This window comes from Variovorax sp. GW531-E2 (genome assembly GCF_059423125.1).
Genome location: NZ_JBWKXQ010000063.1, coordinates 13702 through 35744 on the forward strand (window position 1 = coordinate 13702; position 22043 = coordinate 35744).

At 66.6% G+C, this 22043-nt stretch carries 21 protein-coding genes; 15 read left to right on the forward strand and 6 right to left on the reverse strand.

Going from position 1 to position 22043, the window contains the following annotated elements; genetic code table 11:
- Positions 1-130: 130 nt before the first annotated feature.
- Positions 131-916, forward strand: a complete 786-nt coding sequence (locus AC07XP_RS26590) for an IclR family transcriptional regulator (RefSeq protein ID WP_062473201.1) — start codon at positions 131-133, stop codon at positions 914-916.
- 138 nt (positions 917-1054) lie between these two features.
- On the opposite strand, the gene AC07XP_RS26595 is transcribed toward AC07XP_RS26590, so the two are convergent.
- Entirely contained in the window at positions 1055-1702 is a 648-nt protein-coding gene (locus AC07XP_RS26595) for a GntR family transcriptional regulator (protein ID WP_062473203.1), read from the reverse strand.
- A 130-nt stretch (positions 1703-1832) separates the two neighbouring features.
- Between AC07XP_RS26595 and scpA the strand changes: the two genes are divergently transcribed.
- From scpA to AC07XP_RS26630, 7 genes are read left to right on the forward strand one after another with little or no spacing between them, the layout of a single operon-like run.
- Positions 1833-3998: a methylmalonyl-CoA mutase gene (gene scpA / locus AC07XP_RS26600; RefSeq protein ID WP_307693159.1), complete on the forward strand. Its 2166-nt coding sequence runs from the start codon at positions 1833-1835 to the stop codon at positions 3996-3998.
- Between the two features lie 11 nt (positions 3999-4009).
- A complete protein-coding gene (locus tag AC07XP_RS26605; protein ID WP_062473207.1) occupies positions 4010-4483 on the forward strand; it encodes a GNAT family N-acetyltransferase in 474 nt (157 codons plus the stop codon).
- Positions 4477-5526 (forward strand): methylmalonyl Co-A mutase-associated GTPase MeaB, encoded by a 1050-nt coding sequence (gene meaB, locus AC07XP_RS26610; RefSeq protein ID WP_307693158.1) that lies wholly within the window; start codon positions 4477-4479, stop codon positions 5524-5526. The genes AC07XP_RS26605 and meaB overlap by 7 nt, the downstream gene beginning before the upstream one ends.
- Positions 5527-5585: 59 nt before the next feature.
- On the forward strand, positions 5586-7130 hold the full coding sequence (locus tag AC07XP_RS26615) for an acyl-CoA carboxylase subunit beta (RefSeq protein WP_062473211.1): 1545 nt from the start codon (positions 5586-5588) through the stop codon (positions 7128-7130).
- A gap of 21 nt (positions 7131-7151) precedes the next feature.
- A complete protein-coding gene (accC, locus tag AC07XP_RS26620; protein ID WP_495266366.1) occupies positions 7152-9200 on the forward strand; it encodes an acetyl-CoA carboxylase biotin carboxylase subunit in 2049 nt (682 codons plus the stop codon).
- The gene (gene bioB / locus AC07XP_RS26625) at positions 9200-10237 is read left to right on the forward strand and encodes a biotin synthase BioB (protein WP_062473215.1); all 1038 of its coding nucleotides are present in this window, start codon (positions 9200-9202) and stop codon (positions 10235-10237) included. Before accC ends, bioB begins: the two co-directional genes overlap by 1 nt.
- Positions 10234-10719 carry a VOC family protein gene (locus AC07XP_RS26630; RefSeq protein ID WP_056580047.1) on the forward strand — a complete coding sequence of 162 codons (486 nt, stop codon included), beginning with the start codon at positions 10234-10236 and terminating at the stop codon, positions 10717-10719. The genes bioB and AC07XP_RS26630 overlap by 4 nt, the downstream gene beginning before the upstream one ends.
- Here AC07XP_RS26630 and AC07XP_RS26635 read toward each other — a convergent pair.
- Entirely contained in the window at positions 10709-11206 is a 498-nt protein-coding gene (locus tag AC07XP_RS26635; protein ID WP_495266367.1) for an Lrp/AsnC family transcriptional regulator, read from the reverse strand. The two genes, AC07XP_RS26630 and AC07XP_RS26635, sit on opposite strands and share 11 nt — an antisense overlap.
- A gap of 116 nt (positions 11207-11322) precedes the next feature.
- Between AC07XP_RS26635 and yedA the strand changes: the two genes are divergently transcribed.
- Positions 11323-12246 carry a drug/metabolite exporter YedA gene (gene yedA / locus AC07XP_RS26640; RefSeq protein ID WP_495266368.1) on the forward strand — a complete coding sequence of 308 codons (924 nt, stop codon included), beginning with the start codon at positions 11323-11325 and terminating at the stop codon, positions 12244-12246.
- A 9-nt stretch (positions 12247-12255) separates the two neighbouring features.
- On the opposite strand, the gene AC07XP_RS26645 is transcribed toward yedA, so the two are convergent.
- The 4 genes from AC07XP_RS26645 to AC07XP_RS26660 all read right to left on the reverse strand — a co-directional run bounded on the left by AC07XP_RS26645 (position 12256) and on the right by AC07XP_RS26660 (position 16352).
- Complete coding sequence (locus tag AC07XP_RS26645; RefSeq protein ID WP_095947175.1) at positions 12256-12891, reverse strand: LysE family translocator; 636 nt, start codon at positions 12889-12891, stop codon at positions 12256-12258.
- Complete coding sequence (locus AC07XP_RS26650) at positions 12888-13520, reverse strand: RnfABCDGE type electron transport complex subunit B (protein ID WP_495266369.1); 633 nt, start codon at positions 13518-13520, stop codon at positions 12888-12890. Before AC07XP_RS26650 ends, AC07XP_RS26645 begins: the two co-directional genes overlap by 4 nt.
- Positions 13521-13539: 19 nt before the next feature.
- Positions 13540-15000, reverse strand: coding sequence for a polyhydroxyalkanoate depolymerase (locus AC07XP_RS26655; RefSeq protein WP_495266370.1), 1461 nt, complete (start codon positions 14998-15000; stop codon positions 13540-13542).
- A 155-nt stretch (positions 15001-15155) separates the two neighbouring features.
- The gene (locus AC07XP_RS26660) at positions 15156-16352 is read right to left on the reverse strand and encodes an amino acid aminotransferase (RefSeq protein ID WP_495266371.1); all 1197 of its coding nucleotides are present in this window, start codon (positions 16350-16352) and stop codon (positions 15156-15158) included.
- A 105-nt stretch (positions 16353-16457) separates the two neighbouring features.
- Here AC07XP_RS26660 and uvrB point away from each other — a divergent pair, with 105 nt between their 5' ends.
- The 6 genes from uvrB (at position 16458) to hscB (ending at position 22039) form a co-directional block, all read left to right on the forward strand.
- Positions 16458-18575, forward strand: a complete 2118-nt coding sequence (gene uvrB, locus AC07XP_RS26665; protein WP_495266372.1) for an excinuclease ABC subunit UvrB — start codon at positions 16458-16460, stop codon at positions 18573-18575.
- A 238-nt stretch (positions 18576-18813) separates the two neighbouring features.
- Positions 18814-19350, forward strand: coding sequence for a Fe-S cluster assembly transcriptional regulator IscR (gene iscR, locus AC07XP_RS26670; RefSeq protein WP_056580055.1), 537 nt, complete (start codon positions 18814-18816; stop codon positions 19348-19350).
- Positions 19351-19438: 88 nt separating this feature from the next.
- Complete coding sequence (locus tag AC07XP_RS26675; RefSeq protein WP_062473230.1) at positions 19439-20659, forward strand: IscS subfamily cysteine desulfurase; 1221 nt, start codon at positions 19439-19441, stop codon at positions 20657-20659.
- Positions 20660-20709: 50 nt separating this feature from the next.
- Positions 20710-21132 carry a Fe-S cluster assembly scaffold IscU gene (gene iscU / locus AC07XP_RS26680; protein ID WP_062473231.1) on the forward strand — a complete coding sequence of 141 codons (423 nt, stop codon included), beginning with the start codon at positions 20710-20712 and terminating at the stop codon, positions 21130-21132.
- Between the two features lies 1 nt (position 21133).
- Complete coding sequence (gene iscA, locus AC07XP_RS26685; RefSeq protein WP_007828190.1) at positions 21134-21457, forward strand: iron-sulfur cluster assembly protein IscA; 324 nt, start codon at positions 21134-21136, stop codon at positions 21455-21457.
- Between the two features lie 63 nt (positions 21458-21520).
- On the forward strand, positions 21521-22039 hold the full coding sequence (gene hscB, locus AC07XP_RS26690) for a Fe-S protein assembly co-chaperone HscB (RefSeq protein ID WP_062473232.1): 519 nt from the start codon (positions 21521-21523) through the stop codon (positions 22037-22039).
- The last annotated feature ends 4 nt before the right edge of the window (positions 22040-22043 follow it).

The following is a 22043-nucleotide window of genomic DNA, read 5'->3' on the forward strand; positions in this document are numbered from 1 at the left end:
CAACACAATTGAGCGAAGTTGACGCTTGATGGAACACAGTTTCATGACAATGCAACAACAAGTGTGAGCGAAGCACCTGTTTTTGCTCAAGAATAAGGCGGTCAGGGAAACAAGAAAAAGGTTCTGTCTTATGAGTGAAGCTGCAGGCAGCAAGGAAGAAGTCAGTGCGCTTGCCAGGGGGTTGTCGCTGCTGAAGGTCATCGGGATGGCGGCAGCGCCCGTCGGAAACCGGGAGCTGGCCGACACCACCGGCATTCCGAAGGCCACGGTGTCGCGCCTCACGGCGACGTTGGTGGGGGCGGGGTATCTGCGGCAGTCGCAAGACAGCGAGCGTTTCAGCCTGGGGCCGGTGTTGCTCGACATGAGCAGCCGCTACCTGCGCAATTTCGACCTGAGGGCGCTGGCGCGTCCCCATCTGAGCAACCTGGCCGAACTGTCGGGCGCCAGCATCCACATGGCGGTGCGCGACGACCTGGACATGCTGGTCATCGATTCGCTGCGCCCGCGCTCGGCGCTGATCAGCTCCCGCATCGACGTCGGCTCGCGCATGTCCATCGCCACCTCCGCCTCCGGCCGCGCCTACATCGGCGCCTTGCCCGGGCCCGAACAGTCGGCATTGCTGGAGCAGATCCGGCTCGAAACCGGCGAGAACTGGCACGCCATCGAGCCGCGCCTCATCGCCAGCCTCGAAGAGCACGCCCGCCTGGGCTACTGCACCTCCTTCGGCGAATGGAACCCCCAGATCCACGCCCTGGGCTTCGCACTCGAAGGCCCGCGCGGCGAACGCTACGGCGTGAGCTGCGGCGGCCCAGCCTACCTGCTGCCGAGGGAAGCCATGCTGAGCCGTGTCGCCCCGCGCATGCTGGAAATCGCCCAGCGCATCGCGACAGAGGCCGGCACCCTCACGCTAGGCTGAAAAAGGAATAGACCGCGCCCGAAGGGCGCCGGTCACCTTCGTGAGACGCCGCGGAACCGGCTTCGCCGGGCCGCAGGCGTCGCCCCCGGAAGGGGGTTGGCGAAGCGACACGAAGTGCGCGCAGCCTGGGGGAGAGCCCTATACAGCGGCTTCCAGGCCGTTGAGGAAGTGCTCGCGCATGCGCGCCATGGCCGTGGCGGCGTCGCGCGCCTCGATGGCCGCCATCACCGCGCGGTGCTCCGCCAGCGACTCGCCAATGCGCCCCGCCTTCAGCAGCGAGTTGTGGCGATTCAACTTCATCACCTTGCGCAGGTCGGCCACCATCTGGTCGCGCCACTTGTTGTTGGCAATGGCCAGCAGGCTCATGTGGAAGCGCTCGTTCACCGCAAAGAAGTGCTCGCGATCTTCCTTGCCGGGGGCGGCGGCGGCTTCCAACTCGGCGTGCAGCGCCTTCAGCTCGGCGCGCTGGGCGTCGGTGGCGCGCTCGGCCACCACCCCGGCGGCGTCGCTCTCGAGCAGCGAGAGCAGGTGGTACACGTCGGCCAGATCCTGCTCCGACACCTCGGTGACGTACGCGCCGCGGCGCACCTTCATCGTCACCAGCCCTTCGGCGGCCAGCACTTTCAGCGCCTCGCGCAGGGGCGTGCGGCTGATGCCGTATTCCTCGGCCAGCTTGAGCTCGTCGATCCAGCTGCCCGGCTCCAGCTCGCGGCGGAAGATCCGCTGGCGCAGGAGCTCGGCCACCTCTTCATAGAGGGCGCGGGGGGTCAGGGTGACGGCGGACATGGGCTGAACTGTACTTCAAAATTGCGTTTGAATTAATAATTACAGATGGGTTAGACTTGTGAACGGCTTGCAAATCCGTGCAAGCGACCTTGCGAATCCCGTCAGACCACCGCCTGGAGCGGCGCCTTCCATGAGCAGCAGCACACCCGAACCCACCTACAAGCCGGCCGACCTCGACGCCTGGGCCAAGTCCGCCGCCAAGTCGGCGCCCGGCGGCGACGTGAATGCGCTGAACTGGATCACGCCCGACGGCATCAGCGTGAAGCCGCTGTACACCGCGGCCGACCTGCAGGGTCTGAAGTACACCGACACGCTGCCCGGCTTCGAGCCCTACCTGCGCGGCCCGCAGGCCACCATGTACGCGGTGCGCCCCTGGACCATCCGCCAGTACGCCGGCTTCTCCACGGCCGAAGAGTCGAACGCGTTCTACCGCAAGGCGCTGGCCGCCGGCGGGCAGGGCGTGAGCGTGGCCTTCGACTTGGCCACCCACCGCGGCTACGACAGCGACCATCCGCGCGTGACCGGCGACGTCGGCAAGGCCGGCGTGGCGATCGATTCGGTCGAGGACATGAAGATCCTGTTCGACCAAATCCCGCTCGACAAGGTGAGCGTGTCCATGACGATGAACGGCGCCGTGCTGCCGGTGCTCGCGGGCTACGTGGTCGCGGCCGAAGAGCAGGGCGTGGCGCAAGACCAGCTCAGCGGAACCATCCAGAACGACATCCTCAAGGAGTTCATGGTCCGCAACACGTACATCTTTCCGCCGGCGCCGAGCATGCGGATCATTGGCGACATCATCGAGTACACGGCGCAGAAGATGCCCAAGTTCAACTCGATCTCGATCAGCGGCTATCACATGCAGGAAGCCGGCGCCAACCAGGCGCTGGAGCTCGCCTTCACGCTGGCCGACGGCAAGGAGTACGTGAAGACCGCGCTGGCCAAGGGCCTGGACGTCGACGGCTTTGCCGGGCGCCTGAGCTTCTTCTGGGCCATCGGCATGAACTTCTATCTGGAAGTGGCCAAGATGCGCGCGGCGCGCCTGCTGTGGTGCCGCATCATGAAGGAGTTCAACCCCAAGAACCCCAAGAGCCTGATGCTGCGCACGCACTGCCAAACGTCCGGCTGGTCGCTCACCGAGCAGGACCCGTACAACAACGTGGTGCGCACCACCATCGAGGCGATGGCCGCGGTGTTCGGCGGCACGCAGTCGCTGCACACCAACGCGCTCGACGAAGCCATTGCGCTGCCCACCGAGTTCAGCGCCCGCATCGCGCGCAACACGCAGCTCATCATCCAGGAAGAGACGCACATCACGAACGTGATCGACCCCTGGGCCGGCAGCTACATGATGGAGAAGCTCACGCAGGACATGGCCGACGCCGCCTGGACCATCATCGAAGAGGTTGAAGCCATGGGCGGCATGACCAAGGCCGTGGACAGCGGCTGGGCCAAGCTCAAGATCGAGGCCGCCGCCGCCGAGAAGCAGGCGCGCATCGACTCGGGCAAAGACGTGATCGTCGGCGTCAACAAGTACAAGCTCAAGAACGAAGACGCGATCGACAGCCTGTCGATCGACAACGTGAAGGTGCGCGAGCAGCAGGTGGCGCGCCTGCAGAGCATCCGCGCCTCGCGCGACAACGCCAAGGTGCAGGCCGCGCTGGACGCGCTCACCGATGCCGCCGAGAACAACACCGGCAACCTGTTGGCGCTGAGCATCGACGCGGTGCGCGCCCGCGCCACCGTCGGCGAGATTTCCGACGCCCTCGAAAAATCATTCGGCCGCCATCGCGCCGACACGCAGAAGGTGACCGGTGTGTACGCTGCCGCCTATGACTCGGCCGAAGGCTGGGAAAACCTCAAGACCGAGATCAACGCGTTCGCCGAAGCGCAGGGCCGCCGCCCGCGCGTGATGATTTCCAAGCTGGGACAGGACGGGCACGACCGCGGCGCGAAGGTCGTCGCCACGGCGTTCGCCGACCTGGGCTTCGACGTCGACATGGGCCCGCTGTTCCAGACGCCCGAAGAGTGCGCGCGCCAGGCCATCGAGAACGACGTGCATGCCGTGGGCGTGAGCACGCTCGCCGCCGGCCACAAGACGCTGGTGCCGGCCATCATCGAAGAGCTGCGCAAGCAAGGCGCGGACGACATCATCGTCTTCGTCGGCGGCGTGATTCCGCGCCAGGACTACGACTTCCTGTACGAAGCCGGCGTCAAGGGCATCTACGGCCCGGGCACGCCCATCCCGGCCAGCGCCAAGGACGTGCTGGAGCAGATCCGCGCGGCCGTCGCAGTCTGAGACGAAGCGACGTGGGCGATCTCTTGTCGCGGCTGTCGCTGCAGCCCGTGGATTCCAGCGATTTCGAAGACATGCTGGCCGTGCGCATCGATGCGATGCGTCCGAGCCTGGAGCGCGTCGGCCGTTTCGACCTCACGCGCTCGCGCGAGCGCCTGTCGGCCGGTTTCGTGGTGCCGTACATGCACCACATCGTGCTCGACGGTGAGCAGCGCCTGGGCTTCATCACGCTCAAGCCCGAGGACGCGGATGCGCTGCGCCTCGATCACCTGTACCTGCGCACCGGCTTCCAGGGGCGCGGCATCGGCGAATGGGCGCTGCGCTGGGCCAAGGCTCAGGCGCGCGAACAGAAGTTGGACATCAAGCTCACCGCGCTCGTGCAGAGCGACGCCAACCGCTTCTACCAGCGGCACGGCTTCGTGCTGGAAGGCGAGGAGGGTGTCGACCTGCACTACCGCTGGCGCGTGGCGTCGGAGGCCGCGTGCTGAACACCGTCGGCGCGCTCGAACGCGCGCTCGCCGATGCGCCGGGCATGGCACAGCGCCGTGCCATCGCCAAGGCGATCACGCTGCTCGAATCGACGCGCGCCGACCACCGCGCGCAGGCCGACGAACTGCTCACGGCATTGCTGCCGCGTACCGGCGCCTCGTTTCGCCTCGGCATCTCGGGCGTGCCCGGCGTGGGCAAGTCGACCTTCATCGAAACGCTGGGCCTGCTGCTGATCGGCAAGGGCCACCGCGTGGCCGTGCTCACCATCGACCCGTCGTCCACCGTGTCGGGCGGCTCCATCCTCGGCGACAAGACGCGGATGGAGCGCCTGTCGGTGCACGAGCGCGCCTACATCCGGCCCAGCCCCTCGAGCGGCACGCTCGGCGGCGTGGCCGAGAAGACGCGCGAAGCCATGCTGGTCTGCGAGGCCGCGGGCTACGACATCGTCATCGTCGAGACCGTGGGCGTGGGCCAGAGCGAAACGGCCGTGGCCGGCATGACCGACATGTTCGTGCTGCTGCAGCTGCCCAACGCGGGTGACGACCTGCAGGCGATCAAGAAGGGCGTGATGGAGCTGGCCGACCTGGTCGCCATCAACAAGGCCGACATCGACCGCGACGCCGCCACGCGCGCGCAGGCCCAGATCACTTCGGCGCTGCGCCTGTTCGGCCACCAGGGCAACCCCGACCACGCGCACGCGGTGCACGACGCCCACAGCGGCGTGGAGCGCCGCTTCTGGCTGCCCAAGGTGCTGCAGCTGAGCGCGCTCGCCGGCACCGGCGTCGACGCCTTTTGGGACGCCGTGCTCGAATTCAAGGCGCTGCAGACCGCCAACGGCAAGCTCGCCAAGCGCCGCGAAAAACAGGCCACCGCGTGGATGTGGGAACGCATCGACGCCGGGCTCAAGCAGGCGTTCCGCCAGCATGCGCAGGTGCGCGAACTGCTGCCGCAGCTCACGCAGCAGGTGGCCCAAGGCAGCCTGCCGGCCTCGACGGCGGCGCGCCAGCTGCTCGCCGCGGCCGCCATCACCGCCCGGGTGTGATACCCCGGCCCCCACAAGACTCTCCCAGCAATCCAGAACCACAGCTTCGGAAGCACACCATGCAAGAACTGATCGAACAACTCGAGAAGAAGCGCGCCCAGGCGCGACTCGGCGGCGGGCAGAAGCGCATCGACGCGCAGCACGCCAAGGGCAAGCTCACGGCGCGCGAGCGCATCGAGCTGCTGCTCGACGACGGCACGTTTGAAGAGTGGGACATGTTCGTCGAGCACCGCTCGGTCGACTTCGGCATGGCCGAGCAGAAGATCCCCGGCGACGGCGTGGTCACGGGCTACGGCATGATCAACGGCCGCCTCGTGTTCGTGTTCAGCCAGGACTTCACGGTCTTCGGCGGCGCGCTCAGCGAAGCCCACGCCGAGAAGATCTGCAAGGTGATGGACCAGGCCATGAAGGTCGGCGCACCGGTCATCGGCCTGAACGATTCGGGCGGCGCCCGCATCCAGGAAGGCGTGGCCTCGCTGGGCGGCTATGCCGACGTGTTCCAGCGCAACGTGATGGCTTCGGGCGTGGTGCCGCAGATCAGCATGATCATGGGCCCGTGCGCCGGTGGCGCCGTGTATTCGCCCGCCATGACCGACTTCATCTTCATGGTGAAGGACAGCAGCTACATGTTCGTCACCGGCCCCGAGGTGGTGAAGACCGTGACGCACGAGAGCGTGACGGCCGAAGAACTCGGCGGCGCCATCACCCACACCACGCGCAGCGGCGTGGCCGACATGGCGTTCGAGAACGACGTCGAGGCGCTGATGATGCTGCGCCGCCTGTACAACTACCTGCCGCTGAACAACCGCGAGAAGCCGCCGGTGCGCCTGGGCAACGACGGTCAGGGCGACCCGGCCGACCGGCCCGACTACTCGCTGGACACGCTGGTGCCCGACAACCCGAACAAGCCCTACGACATCAAGGAACTGATCCTGAAGGTGGTGGACGACGGCGACTTCTTCGAGCTGCAGCCCGACTACGCGAAGAACATCGTGATCGGCTTCGCGCGCATGGAAGGCCAGACGGTCGGCATCGTGGCCAACCAGCCGCTGGTGCTGGCAGGCTGCCTGGACATCAAGAGCAGCATCAAGGCGGCACGCTTCGTGCGTTTTTGCGATGCCTTCAACATCCCCGTCATCACCTTCGTCGACGTGCCCGGCTTCATGCCCGGCACCGGCCAGGAGTACGGCGGCATCATCAAGCACGGCGCCAAGCTGCTGTACGCGTATGCCGAGTGCACGGTGCCCAAGATCACCGTCATCACGCGCAAGGCCTACGGCGGCGCGTACGACGTGATGGCCTCCAAGCACCTGCGCGGCGACGTCAACCTGGCTTGGCCGCGCGCCGAGATCGCGGTGATGGGTGCCAAGGGCGCGGTGGAAATCATCTTCCGCGAAGACAAGAACGACCCCGAGAAGCTCGCCGCCCGCGAGGCCGAATACAAGGCCCGCTTCGCCAACCCGTACGTGGCCGGCGCGCGCGGCTACATCGACGACGTGATCCTGCCGCACGAGACGCGCAAGCGCATCTGCCGCTCGCTCGTGATGTTGCGCGAGAAGAAGCTCGAGAACCCGTGGCGCAAGCACGGAAACATTCCGCTCTGAGCCGCACGGAGAAAGAAGAACATGTTCAAGAAGATCCTGATTGCCAACCGCGGTGAAATCGCCTGCCGCGTGATTCAAACGGCCAAGAAGATGGGCATCCTGACCGTCGCCGTCTACTCCGACGCCGACAAGGAAGCCCGCCACGTCGAGCTGGCCGACGAGGCCGTGCACATCGGTGCCGCGCCCAGCCGTGAGAGCTACCTGCAGGCCGACCGCATCATCGCGGCCTGCAAGAAGACCGGCGCCGAGGCTGTGCACCCGGGCTACGGCTTCCTGTCGGAGAACGAAGCCTTCGCGCGCAAGGTCGAGGAAGAGGGCATTGCCTTCATCGGCCCGAAGCACTATTCGATCGCGGCCATGGGCGACAAGATCGCCTCGAAGAAGCTCGCGAACGAAGCCCAGGTCAACACCATCCCCGGCTGGAACGACGCCATCGAGACGGCCGAGCGCGCCGTCGAGATCGCCAAGGACATCGGCTACCCGGTGATGATCAAGGCCTCGGCCGGCGGCGGCGGCAAGGGCCTGCGCGTGGCCTTCAACGACAAGGAGGCCTTCGAGGGGTTCACTTCTTGCCGCAATGAAGCGCGCAATTCCTTCGGCGACGACCGCGTGTTCATCGAGAAGTTCGTCGAGGAGCCGCGCCACATCGAGATCCAGGTGCTGGGCGACTCGCACGGCAACGTCATCTACCTGAACGAGCGCGAGTGCTCCATCCAGCGCCGCCACCAGAAGGTGATCGAGGAGGCGCCGTCGCCCTTCATCACCGACGCCACGCGCAAGGCGATGGGCGAGCAGGCCGTGGCACTGGCCAAGGCCGTGAAGTACCAGAGCGCAGGCACGGTGGAGTTCGTGGTCGGCAAGGACCAGAGCTTCTACTTCCTGGAGATGAACACGCGCCTGCAGGTGGAGCACCCGGTGACGGAGTGCATCACCGGCCTGGACCTGGTCGAGCTGATGATCCGCGTGGCGGCCGGCGAGAAGCTGCCGCTGGCGCAGGCCGACGTGAAGCGCGACGGCTGGGCCATCGAGTGCCGCATCAACGCCGAAGACCCGTTCCGCAACTTCCTGCCGTCGACGGGCCGGCTGGTGAAGTTCCAGCCGCCGGCCGAGAGCATGTTCGCGAGCGACACCGGCCACCTGCACGGCGTGCGCGTGGACACCGGCGTGTACGACGGCGGCGAGATCCCGATGTACTACGACTCGATGATTGCCAAGCTCATCGTGCACGGCAAGGACCGCAACGAGGCCATCGCGCTCATGCGCGAGGCGCTCAACGGCTTCGTGATCCGCGGCATCAGCAGCAACATCCCGTTCCAGGCCGCACTGCTCGCGCACCCGAAGTTCGTGGCCGGCGATTTCAACACCGGCTTCATCGCCGAGCACTACGGCAAGGGCTTCCACGCGGAAGACGTGCCGCACGCCGATCCGGCGTTCCTGGTGGCGCTGGCCGCCTTCGTCAACCGCCGCTACCGCGCGCGCGCCTCGGGCATCAGCGGGCAGCTCGCGGGCCACGGCGTGAAGGTGGGCGAGCAGTTCGTGGTGGTCGAGCTGGGCCCCGAGGGCAAGCACGTGCACCACGCGGTGTCGGTGAGCGACTTCCAGGACAAGACCGGCGCCAGCAGCGTCACGGTGGGCGACAAGCGCTACCAGATCGAGAGCGACTTCGCGCTCGGCGCGGTGCGTGTGCAGGGCACGGCCAACGGCAAGCCCTTCACGGCGCAGGTGGAGCGCGGCGCGGGCAAGAACCCGCTGGCGCTGCGTGTGTCGCACGACGGCACGCAGATCGAGACCATGGTGCTGTCGCCGCTGGGTGCGCGCCTGCTCGAGCTGATGCCCTACAAGGCACCGCCCGACCTGAGCAAGTTCCTGATGTCGCCGATGCCCGGCCTGCTGGTCGAGGTGTCGGTGCAGCCGGGGCAGCAGGTCCAGGCCGGCGAGAAGCTGGCCGTGATCGAGGCCATGAAGATGGAAAACGTGCTGTTCGCCACGCAGGACGGCGTGGTGGGCAAGATCTCGGCGGCCAAGGGCGAATCGCTCGCCGTCGACCAAATCATTCTGGAGTTCAACTGATGGGTGCCAACGACCTGCAACAAGCGGCAATCACGCTGCACCGCCCGGCCAAGGCCGTGGCGACGCCCCAGGGCCCCTGGTCCGTGGAGGCCATCCAGGCGCTGCTCGACAAGCCTTTCATGGAACTGCTGTTCGAGGCGCAGACCGTGCACCGCCGGCATTTCCCCGAGGGCGACATCGAGCTGGCCACGCTGCTGTCGGTGAAGACCGGCGGCTGCCCCGAGAACTGCGGCTACTGCCCGCAGTCGGCCGAGTTCGACACCGGCGTGAAGGCGCAAAAGCTCATGGAGGTCGACGAGGTGGTGCGCGCCGCGCAGGCCGCCAAGGACGCCGGCGCCACGCGCTTCTGCATGGGCGCCGCCTGGCGCGCGCCCAAGGACCGCGACGTCGAGAAGGTGGCGGTGCTGGTCGAGGCCGTGAAGGGCCTGGGCCTGCAGACCTGCGCCACGCTGGGTATGCTGGAGCCGCACCACGCGCAGCAGCTCAAGGCCGCAGGCCTGGACTACTACAACCACAACCTGGACACCGCGCCCGAGTACTACACCGACGTGGTCGACACGCGCACCTACCAGGACCGCCTGGACACGCTGGCAGCCGTGCGCAGCGCCGGCATCAGCGTGTGCTGCGGCGGCATCGTGGGCATGGGCGAGCAGCCGGTGCACCGCGCCGGGCTGATCGCGCAGCTTGCCAACATGGACCCGTACCCCGAGTCGGTGCCGATCAACAGCCTGGTGCGCGTGCCCGGCACGCCGCTGGCCGACTCGGAGCCGGTCGATCCCTTCGACTTCGTGCGCATGATCGCCGTGGCGCGCATCACCATGCCGACCGCGCGCGTGCGCCTGTCGGCCGGCCGCCAGCAGATGGGCGAGGCGGTGCAGGCCCTGTGCTTCATGGCCGGCGCCAACTCGATCTTCTACGGCGACAAGCTGTTGGTCACCGGCAACCCCGACGTCGATGCCGACGTGCAGCTGCTGCGCAAGCTCGGCCTGCGCTCGCACCGCACGCAGGAGCAGGCCGAAGAAGGCGGCTGCGCATGACCACGCCGCGTCCCTTCAAGGTGCTGGGCATCCAGCAGATCGCCATCGGCGGCCCCGACAAGCTGCGCCTGCAGAAGCTGTGGGTCGACATGCTGGGGCTCGAGGTGACGGGCACCTTCCGCAGCGAGCGCGAGAACGTCGACGAAGACATCTGTTCGATGGGCAGCGGCCCGTTCAAGGTCGAGGTCGACCTGATGCAGCCGCTGGACCCCGAGAAGAAGCCGGCGGTGCACACCACGCCGCTGAACCACGTCGGCCTGTGGATCGACGACCTGCCCAAGGCCGTCGAATGGCTCACGGCGCAGGGCGTGCGCTTTGCGCCGGGCGGCATCCGCAAGGGCGCGGCCGGTTTCGACATCTGCTTTCTGCACCCCAAGGCCAACGACGAGTTCCCGATCTCGGGCGAGGGCGTGCTGGTCGAGATGGTGCAGGCGCCGCCCGAGGTGGTGACGGCCTTCAACGCGCTCGCCGCTACGCGCTGAGCGCCTTGCGCACCGGCGGCCTCACGTCGGCGCGCTGCGGCGGCAGCATCGGCTGGTGCTCGCGCGCCGGGTTCAAAATGATCGAGGTCGCGGTCTCGGTCAGGATGCAGAACTTGGCGAGCACCGCATCGAGGTGCGGCACGTCGATCACGGCGATCTCGAGGATCCAGCTGTCCTCGCCGGTCACGTTGTAGGCATTGACGCATTCGGGCGTCTCCTGCACCAGTTTCACCACGAGGTCGTAGTCGGCCCGCCCGACGCGGATGATCCCGCGAATGCCGTAGCCCAGCCGCGTGAGGTTCACGGTGGCGCGGTAGCCGGTGATGACGCCGGCGGCTTCCAGCTTTTTCACGCGCTCGGTCACGGCCGGCTGGCTCAGGTGCACGCGCCGGCCCAGCTCGGCCATGCTCAGGCGGGCGTCGGCCTGCAGCTCGGCCAGGATGCGGGTGTCGTGGGCGTCCAGCGTGGGGGTCAAGGTGAAGTCCATGGAAGTCCTTTAATTCGACGGTGCGGTGCGAGCAGAACCATGAATTTCGCATGGCTGCCGCCCAATGGCTTTCATACCATGACGGGCATTCCATACCAAGAAGAGACACCCTCGATATGTCGACACTCGCCACGCCCGCGCAGGCCGCGCCTGCCACTTCCTCCTCGCGCCCCCGGCTGACGCCGCTGCTGTGGCTGTGCCTGGCCGCCACCTGGGTGGTCTGGGGCTCGACCTACCTGGCCATCAAGTACGCGCTGATCAGCTTTCCGCCGTTCCTGCAGATGGGCTCGCGCTTCCTGGTCGCGGGCGTGCTGCTGGCGGCGTGGATGCGCTGGCGCGGCACGCCCTGGCCGACGCGCCTGCAGTGGCGCAATGCGCTGGTCGTCGGCGCGCTGATGCTCGGCGGCGGCATGGGCGGCACGGCGCTGGCCGAGGTGTCGATCGGCTCGGGGCTGGTGGTGGCGTTCATCGCCGTCATTCCGTTGCTGATTGCGCTCTTGAACCTGATCTGGGGCGTGAAGCCGGCGCGGCTCGAAGCGGCGGGCATTGCGCTGGGGCTCGTCGGCGTGCTGATGCTCACGCAGGGCAGCGGCTTCAAGGCCTCGCCCGAGGGGCTGGTCGCGATCTGCGTGGCCTGCATCTGCTGGTCGCTCGGCAGCGTGCTGAGCCAGCGCAAGCTGCCGCTGGCGCCCGGCGCGATGGGCTTCGCGAGCGAGATGCTGTGCGGCGGCGTGGTGCTGATGGTGCTGGCCGCGGTGTCGGGCGAAACGATGACCTGGCCGCCGCAGCCGGTGGCGCTGGGGGCGTGGGTCTACCTCGTGGTGTTCGGCTCGCTGATCGCGTTCAACGCCTACATGGTGCTGCTCGCGCAGGCGCCGGCCGGGCTGGCGGCGAGCTACACCTTCGTCAACCCGGTGATCGCGATGCTGCTGGGCGTGTGGATCGCCCACGAGACGGTCACGCGCTTCGAGTGGTACGCCGTGGGCGTGGTGCTGGCGGGCGTGCTGCTGTTGCTCTTCAAGCGCCCGCAGAAGGGCTGATCGAGCAGCTCAGGCCGGGCGGCGCCAGAAGGCGAGGGTGGCCGCGAGCAGCCACATGCCGACGGCGCAGCTGCGGTTGAGCACCTTGAGGCCGCGGCGCGAGAGCCAGCGCACGGCCTGCGTGCCGGCGCCGGCATAGGCCAGCATCACGCAGGTGTCGAGCGCCACGAAGATCGCGCCCAGCACCAGGTACTGCATGCCCTGCGGCTTGGCGGTGTCGATGAACTGGGGCAGGAAGGCGGCGAAGAACAGCACCGTCTTCGGGTTCGACAGCGCCACCATCAGGCTGCGCACGAGGGCGATGCGCCCGTGCGGACGGACCTCGACGGCCGACTTGGCCAGCGCCGTGCCCAGGTCGGTCGCCTCGCTGCGCCACAGCTTGATGCCGAGCCACACCAGATAGGCCACGCCCGCGACGCGGATCGCGTTGAAGAGCCATTCCGAGGCCGCGAGCAGCGAGCCCAGCCCGAGCGCCACGACCGCGATCAGCGAGACGCTGCCCAGCGAGGCGCCCGCGATGCCCCAGCTGGCGCGGCGCATGCCGCCGTCGATGCCGTTGGACAGCGCCAGCAGCATGGTCGGGCCGGGGATCACCGCCAGGGCAAGCGAGGCGACGGCGTAGATCAGCAAGGTGTCGAGGGTCATGGTTTCGTTGCTCCTTGGCGCTGTTCGGCGGCGGCGCGGGCACGCGCCAGGGCGGCTTCGACGATGGAGCGCTTGCGCGTGTCGGCGGCCTGCGGTTCGGCGGCGGCAGGCGCGGGTTCGGCCTCACGCTTCGCGGTGTCGCGATGTTGGGCGTGCAGCTTGTAGCGCTGCAGTGCGGCCTCGGCCTGAGCCTGCGACCACGCCTGCCAGCCGCTGCGGCCGGGCGTTTCGACTTCGAGCGAGATGCAATCGACCGGGCACACCGGAATGCACAGCTCGCAGCCCGTGCAGTGCGCCTCGATCACCGTGTGCATGCGCTTGTGGATGCCGATGATCGCGTCGGTCGGGCAGGCGTCGAGGCACAGCGTGCAGCCGATGCACCAGGCCTCGTCGATGACCGCCATGGCGCGTGGGCCCTCGGTGCCGAACTGCGGATCGAGCGGCCGCGCGGCGCGGCCCGTGAGCAGTGCGAGGCGCTCGATGCCCTCGGCACCGCCGGGCGGGCACTGGTTGATGTCGGCCTCGCCGTCGGCGATGGCCTGCGCGTAGCCCGCGCAATCGGGGTAGCCGCACCGTGTGCACTGCGTTTGAGGCAGTGCGTCGTTGATGCGTGCGGCCAGCCCGTTCACGGTGGGTGATGCGCGCGGCTCAGCGCGCGGCGCTGGCGCGCGGCTTCTTTGCCGCTGCGGCCGGCTTCTTGACGGCCGGCGCAGCCTTCACGGCGACCGCTTTCTTGGCGGCGACCGGCGTCTTGCGGGCCGCGGCGGTTGCCACGGCCTTCAGCTTCTGGCCCGGCTTGATGCGGTCTTCGGCCGGCAGCTCTTCGCGCGCACCGGCGCGGCGCTGGGGCTCGTCGCTGGCCGCGATGAAGTTGCGCACCTTCGGATAGACCAGATCGCGCCAGCGGCGGCCGCTGAAGATGCCGTAGTGGCCCGCGCCCTTGACCTCGTAGTGCTCGCGCTTGGCGTCGGCGATGCCGGTGCACAGGCTGTGCGCGGCCTGGGTCTGGCCCGAGCCGGAGATGTCGTCGAGTTCGCCTTCGACGGTGAGCAGGGCGGTGGCGTGGATGTCCTGCGGACGCACGCGCTCCACCTGGCCGGCGGGGCTCTTCACGTCCCAGGTGCCGTTGACCAGGTCGAAGTCCTGGAACACGGTGCGGATGGTCTCCAGGTAGTAGTCCGCGTCCATGTCGAGCACGGCGTTGTACTCGTCGTAGAACTTGCGATGGGCTTCGGCGCTGGCGTCGTCACCCTTGATCAGGTCCTTGAAGTAGTCGTAGTGGCTGCTGGCGTGGCGGTCGGGGTTCATGGCCACGAAGCCCGTGTGCTGCAGGAAGCCCGGGTAGACCTTGCGGCCCGCGCCCGGGAAGCCTTGCGGCACGCGGTAGATCACGTTGTTCTCGAACCACTCGAAGCTCTTGTTGGTCGCGAGGTTGTTCACGGCCGTGGGCGACTTGCGCGCGTCGATCGGGCCGCCCATCATGGTCATCGTGAGGGGCAGCGGCTCGCCGCGGCTGGCCATGAGCGACACGGCCGCCAGCACCGGCACGGTGGGCTGGCACACGCTCACGACGTGGCAGTTGCCGTACTCGGCCTGCAGGCGGCGGATGAACTCCTGCACGTAGTTGATGTAGTCGTCCAGGTGGAACTCGCCGTCCGACAGCGGCACCAGGCGCGCGTTCTTCCAGTCGGTGATGTAGACCTTGTGGTCCTGCAGCATGGTGCGCACGGTGTCGCGCAAGAGCGTGGCGTAGTGGCCCGACAGCGGCGCCACGATCAGCACCACGGGCTGGCTCTTGAGCGTCTTGAGGATATGCGGTTCGTCGGTGAAGCGCTTGAAGCGGCGCAGTTCGCAGAAGGGCTTGTCGAGCTCGACGGCCTCCTGGATCACGACCTCTTCGCCGTCGACCTTGACGGACTTGATGTTGAACTCGGGCTTCTCGTAGTCCTTGCCCAGCCGGTACAGCAGGTCATAGCCGGCGGCCATGCGCTGTGCCATCGGCAGTTGGCTCCAGACGGCGCCGGGGCCGTAGAGCTTGGAGGCGGCCTGGGCGAAGTCCGAAAAGGGCTCCATCAGGGAACGCTGGGCTTCGTAGAGTTGATAGAGCATCGCGGGTCTTTGAGTGGATGTTGCAGTGCAATATATCAGTGCATTTGCCGCGGCGCAGGGGGCCGAACCCTAGCTCGAAGCGGGCTGGATTCGCCTTCTGTGGCCGAATGTGAACGAATCGTCAAAAAGTCGATTCACTCACACCCGGTTGTCACCTAGATGACCTTCGCAATCGACGCGCAGACGTAGTCGATGTTCTTGCTGTTGAGCGCGGCGACGCACATGCGGCCGGTGTCGGTGCCGTACACGCCGAACTCGTTGCGCAGGCGAACCATCTGGTCCTTGCTCAGGCCCGAGTAGCTGAACATGCCGATCTGGGTGGTGATGAAGCTCATGTCTTCCTTCACGCCGGCGGCCTTCAGGCCGTCGACCAGCTTCTGGCGCATGGCCTTGATGCGCACGCGCATCTCGCCCAGTTCTTTTTCCCACAGGGCGCGCAGCTCGGGGGTGCCGAGCACCGCGGCCACCACGGCGCCGCCGTGGATCGGCGGGTTGCTGTAGTTGGTGCGGATGGCGATCTTGAGTTGCGACAGCACGCGGCCGGCTTCTTCCTTGTTCTCGCACAGCACCGACAGGGCGCCGACGCGTTCGCCGTACAGGCTGAAGCTCTTGGAGAATGAGGTCGAGACGAAGAAGGTCAGGCCGGCGTCGACGAACTTGGCGACAGCCGCGCCGTCTTCCTTCAGGCCGTAGCCGAAGCCCTGGTAGGCCATGTCGAGGAAGGGCACGAGGCCCTTGGCCTTCACGGCCGCAACAACCAGGTCCCACTGCGCGGGGGTGATGTCGTAGCCGGTCGGGTTGTGGCAGCAGGCGTGCAGCACGACGATGGTGCCGGCCGGTGCCGCGTTCAGGGCGGCCAGCATGCCGTCGAAGTTGATGCCGCGCTGGGCGGCGTCGTAGTAGGGGTAGCTTTCGACCGTGAAGCCGGCGTTGGTGAACAGCGCGCGGTGGTTTTCCCAGCTCGGGTCGCTGATCAGCACGGTGGCGTTGGGGTTGAGCTTCTTGAGGAAGTCGGCGCCGACCTTCAGGCCGCCGGTGCCGCCGATGGCCTGGATGGTGGCCACGCGGCCCGAGGTGACGGGCTCGCTCTCGGGGCCGAAGACCAGGCCCTTGACGGCGTTGTCGTAGGCCACGATGCCGTCGATCGGCAGGTAGCCGCGGGCCGAGGGGGCCTTCATCATGTTCTGCTCTGCGGCCTGCACGCACTGGAGCAGGGGCAGCTTGCCGTTGTCGTCGTAATACACGCCGACGCCGAGATTGACCTTGTGGGGGTTGGTGTCGGCTGCAAATTGCTCGTTGAGGCCGAGGATCGGGTCGCGCGGCGCCATTTCGACCGCGGTGAACATAGACATGGAAAGGTCCTTTGGGATGAAAGCTTCGCTGGCAACCGGAGGAGGCTTTATCCTTTCCGGTTGCCTTGAATTTTACCGGCGCCACGCCACCTGTCGGGAACAGCCATGCCAGAGAACACCGAAGCCATAGCAGACCTGAAGAAAGTCGACCCGATCGGGCCGGCGAAACAGGGCGAATTCATCCGCTATCCCGACTCGCCGTTCGAGCTGTTCCAGCCCTATCCGCCGGCAGGCGACCAGCCCACGGCCATCGACGGCCTGGTGGCCGGGGTGCTCGACGGCGAGGTGTACCAGACGCTGCTGGGCGTGACCGGCTCGGGCAAGACCTTCACCATGGCCAACGTGATCGCCCGGCTGGGCCGTCCGGCCATCGTGTTCGCACCCAACAAGACGCTGGCGGCGCAGCTCTACAGCGAATTCCGCGAGTTCTTCCCGAAGAACGCCGTCGAGTACTTCGTGAGCTACTACGACTACTACCAGCCCGAGGCCTACGTGCCGCAGCGCGACCTGTTCATCGAGAAGGACTCCTCGATCAACGAGCACATCGAGCAGATGCGGCTGTCGGCCACCAAGAGCGTGCTGGAGCGGCGCGACACGGTCATCGTGGCCACGGTGAGCGCCATCTACGGCATCGGCACGCCCGAGGACTACATGGAGATGCGGCTGATTGCCCGCGTGGGCGACAAGGTCGGCCAGCGCGACCTGATCTCGCGGCTCATCCGCATGCAGTACACGCGCAACGAGCAGGACTTTGCGCGCGGCACGTTCCGCGTGCGCGGCGACACCATCGACGTGTTCCCGGCCGAGCACAGCGAGCTGGCGATCCGCTTCGAGCTGTTCGACGACGAGATCGAGTCGCTGCAGCTGTTCGACCCGCTCACCGGACGCATCCGCCAGAAGGTGCCGCGCTTCACGGTGTACCCGTCGAGCCACTACGTGACGCCGCGCGACAAGGTGCTGGCGGCGGTCGAAACCATCAAGATCGAGCTGGCCGGCCGGCTCAAGGAACTCACCGGCGCAGGCAAGCTGGTCGAGGCGCAGCGGCTGGAGCAGCGCACGCGCTTCGACCTGGAAATGCTGGCCGAGATCGGCCACTGCAAGGGCATCGAGAACTACACGCGGCACCTCTCGGGCGCGGAGCCTGGCGACCCGCCGGCGACGCTCACCGACTACATGCCGAAGGACTCATTGATGTTCCTCGACGAGAGCCACCAGATGATGGGCCAGCTCAGCGCCATGTACAACGGGGACCGGGCGCGCAAGGTCACGCTGGTCGAGTACGGCTTTCGCCTGCCGAGCGCGCTGGACAACCGGCCGCTCAAGCTCGAGGAGTTCGAAAAGCGGGTGCGCCAGTGCATCTTCGTGTCGGCCACGCCCGCGCAGTACGAGAAGGACCACGCCGGCAACGTCGTCGAGCAGCTGGTGCGGCCCACCGGGCTGATCGACCCCGAGGTCGAGGTGCGTCCCGCCACGCACCAGGTGGACGACGTGCTGGGCGAGATCCGCATCCGCGTCGAGAAGAACGAACGCGTGCTGATCACCACGCTGACCAAGCGCATGGCCGAGCAGCTCACCGACTACCTGAGCGACAACGGCGTGAAGGTGCGCTACCTGCACAGCGACGTCGACACGGTCGAGCGGGTGGAAATTCTTCGCGACCTGCGACTGGGCTCGTTCGATGTGCTGGTGGGCATCAACCTGTTGCGCGAAGGACTGGACATTCCCGAGGTGTCGCTGGTCGCGATCCTCGATGCCGACAAGGAAGGCTTCCTGCGCGCCGAGCGCTCGCTGATCCAGACCATCGGCCGGGCGGCGCGCAACCTGAACGGCAAGGCCATTCTTTATGCCGACCGGATGACCGAGTCGATGAAGAAGGCCATCGGTGAAACCGAGCGCCGCCGCACCCGGCAGATTGCCCACAACGAGGCGAACGGCATCACGCCGCGCAGCATCGTGAAGCAGGTGCGCGACCTGATCGACGGCGTCTACAGCGAGAAGACCGGCAAGGAAATGGCCAAGCTCGACCTGGAACGCGCCAAGGTCGAGGACATGAGCGAGAAGGACATCGCCCGGGAAATCAAGCGGCTCGAAAAGCAGATGCTGGAGCACGCCCGCAACCTCGAGTTCGAAAAGGCGGCCCGGGTGCGCGACCAGCTGGCGCTGCTGCGCGAGCAGGCGTTCGGGGCGTCGGGCGGCGACAACATCGCCGGTTTGGCGTCCTGATTTCGGCTAGGTCATAAGTTCGCTTTCTTCAAGCGAGCCGCGCTGGGGTTTACCCGAGCAGATCTCAGGGGCTTCTGCTATACTTGACCGAAATACTCAACAACAAAGAACTTCGCGATGAAGGACCGACTCCTACCGGCTGGTTCACCAGCGTCGGGGTCGGGCAGGGCGGAGACGAAGTCACCGCGGCCCAAGGCTGTGGTGTCATTTCAACGGTAAGCACTTGAAGGAGCTTGCGATGCGTCTCACTACCAAAGGCCGTTTTGCGGTCACAGCAATGATCGATCTGGCGTTGCGTCAGAACACCGGTCCGGTCACGCTGGCTGCGATCAGCCAGCGGCAGCAGATTTCGTTGTCGTACCTCGAACAGCTGTTCGGCAAACTGCGCCGCCACGAGCTGGTCGAGTCGACCCGCGGCCCCGGCGGCGGCTACAGCCTCGGACGCAAGGCGGCGGACATCACGGTCGCCGACATCATCGTGTCCGTCGACGAGCCGATCGATGCCACGCAGTGCGGCGGCAAGGAAAACTGCCTCGGTGAGCAGGGTCGCTGCATGACGCACGAGCTCTGGGCCTCGCTGAACCAGCGCATGGTCGAGTTCCTCGACTCCGTCACGCTGCAGAAGCTGGTCGACGACCAGATCGCCAAGGGCGTGCAGATCGAGAACAAGCCGGTCGTCAAGCGCGCCATCTCGGCCCAGCCGGTGGTCAAGCCCATCCGCGTGAACGCACCGAATTCGGTCTTCGCCCTCGGCAACGTCTTCGCGAAGTCCTGACCCCGATGAGTCCGGCGATGCCTGCGGGCATCGCCCTGAGTTTGCCCTGATCCCAGAACACAACCCCCCACGCCAGCCCGAGCCAGCCATGGACGTCACTCCTCATTTTCCGATCTATCTCGATTACGGCGCCACCACGCCGGTCGACCCGCGTGTGGTCGACGCCATGATTCCCTGGTTGCGCGAACACTTCGGCAACCCGGCATCGCGCAGCCACGCCTGGGGCTGGGAAGCCGAAGAAGCGGTCGAGAAGGCGCGCGGCCAGGTGGCCGACCTGATCAACGCCGACCCGCGTGAGATCGTCTGGTCGTCGGGCGCCACCGAGTCGATCAACTTGGCGCTCAAGGGCGCGGCCCACTTCTACAAGGGCAAGGGCAAGCACCTGATCACCCTGAAGACCGAGCACAAGGCTGTGCTCGACACCATGCGCGAACTCGAGCGCCAGGGCTTCGAAGTGACCTACCTCGACGTCGAGGAAAACGGCCTCGTCGATCTCGAGAAGTTCAAGGCGGCCATCCGCCCCGACACCATCCTGGCCAGCGTGCTGTTCGTGAACAACGAAATCGGCGTGATCCAGGACGTGGTCGCGCTGGGCAACGCCTGCCGCGAAAAGGGCGTGATCTTCCACGTCGACTCGGCCCAGGCCACCGGCAAGATCGACATCGACATCACGAAGCTGCCCATCGACCTGATGAGCCTGGCTTCGCACAAGACCTATGGCCCCAAGGGCATCGGCGCGCTGTACGTGCGCCGCAAGCCGCGCATCCGCCTCGAAGCGCAGATGCACGGCGGTGGCCATGAGCGCGGCATGCGCTCGGGCACGCTGCCCACGCACCAGATCGTCGGCATGGGCGAGGCCTACCGCATCGCCAAGCTCGAGATGAAGGACGACATCGCCCATGCGGCGCGCCTGCAGAAGCGCCTGCTCGACGGCCTGAAGGATGTCGAACAGGTCTTCATCAACGGCGACCTCGAGCGCCGCGTGCCGCACAACCTGAACATGAGCTTCAACTACGTCGAAGGCGAGTCGCTGATCATGGGCATCAAGGGCCTGGCGGTGTCGTCGGGTTCGGCCTGCACCTCGGCCAGCCTGGAGCCCAGCTATGTGCTGCGCGCCCTGGGCCGCAGCGACGAGCTGGCCCACAGCAGCCTGCGCATGACCATCGGCCGTTTCACGACCGAAGAAGAAATCGACTACGCCATCTCGACCATCAAGCACAACGTCGCCAAGCTGCGCGAGCTGAGCCCCCTGTGGGAGATGTTCCAGGACGGCGTCGACATCAGCACGATCCAGTGGTCGGCCCACTGACCCAGGCCAGCCCAAGGCTCCACGATTGAACAAAGTTTGAGAGGTACACCATGGCATATTCTTCCAAGGTCATCGACCACTACGAAAATCCCCGCAACGTCGGTTCCTTCGAAAAGGGCGACGACTCGGTAGGCACCGGCATGGTCGGCGCCCCGGCTTGCGGCGACGTGATGAAGCTGCAGATCAAGGTCAACCCCGAAACCGGCGTGATCGAAGACGCGCGCTTCAAGACCTACGGCTGCGGCTCGGCCATCGCTTCCTCGTCGCTCGTGACCGAATGGGTCAAGGGCAAGACGCTCGACGAAGCGGCGGCCCTCAAGAACGCGCAAATTGCCGAAGAACTGGCGCTGCCGCCGGTCAAGATCCACTGCTCGATCCTCGCGGAAGACGCCATCAAGGCGGCCGTGAGCGACTACAAGGCCAAGCACGGCGCCAAGACCCCCGAGTCGACCGCCGAAGCTGCTGTTCACTGAGATGGCCGTCACGCTGACCGAAGCCGCTGCGCGCCACGTCACCCGCTACCTCGGCAAACGAGGCAAGGGCGTGGGCGTGCGGCTGGGCGTGAAGACCACCGGCTGCTCGGGCCTGGCCTACAAGCTCGAGTACGTCGACGAGTTCACGCCTGAAGACGTGGTGTTCGAAGACCATGGCGTGAAGGTGCTGGTCGACCCGAAGAGCCTGGCCTACATCGACGGCACGCAGCTCGACTTCGTGCGCGAAGGCCTGAACGAGGGCTTCAAGTTCATCAACCCGAACGAACGTGATCGCTGCGGCTGCGGCGAAAGTTTTCGCATCTGATGCGTCGTCGCTGACCGCGACCACAGCCGCCACCATGTCATGTGCTGGCGGTTTTTTCTTGCCATGAACCTCAACGACACCGACTTCCAACTGTTCGCCGTCCCGGCGACCTTCGCGCAGGACCGCGCCGTGCTCGACGCGCGCTGGAAGGAACTGCAGCGCGAGGCGCACCCGGACCGCTTCGCCGCGCAGGGCGCCGCGGCGCAGCGCGTGGCCATGCAGTGGTCGGTGCGCATCAACGAGGCCTACCAGCGGCTCAAGGACCCGATCCGTCGCGCGAGCTACATCTGCGAACTCAACGGCGCGCCGCTGAATGCCGAGAACAACACGGCGATGCCCGGCGCCTTTCTGATGCAGCAGATGGAATGGCGCGAAGCGCTCGACGACGCCCGCGACATCGCCGCCGTCGAGGTGCTGCAGGAGGACGTCGAAACCACGCGCGCCCGCGCACTCTCGTCACTCGACTGGCTGATCGACGAGAAGGGTGACTACCCCGGTGCCGTTCAGCAAGTGAGAGCCCTCATGTTCATTGAGCGCTTCGGCGAGGACGTCGAGAAAAAACTCGATCAGTTGGGACAATAAGCCC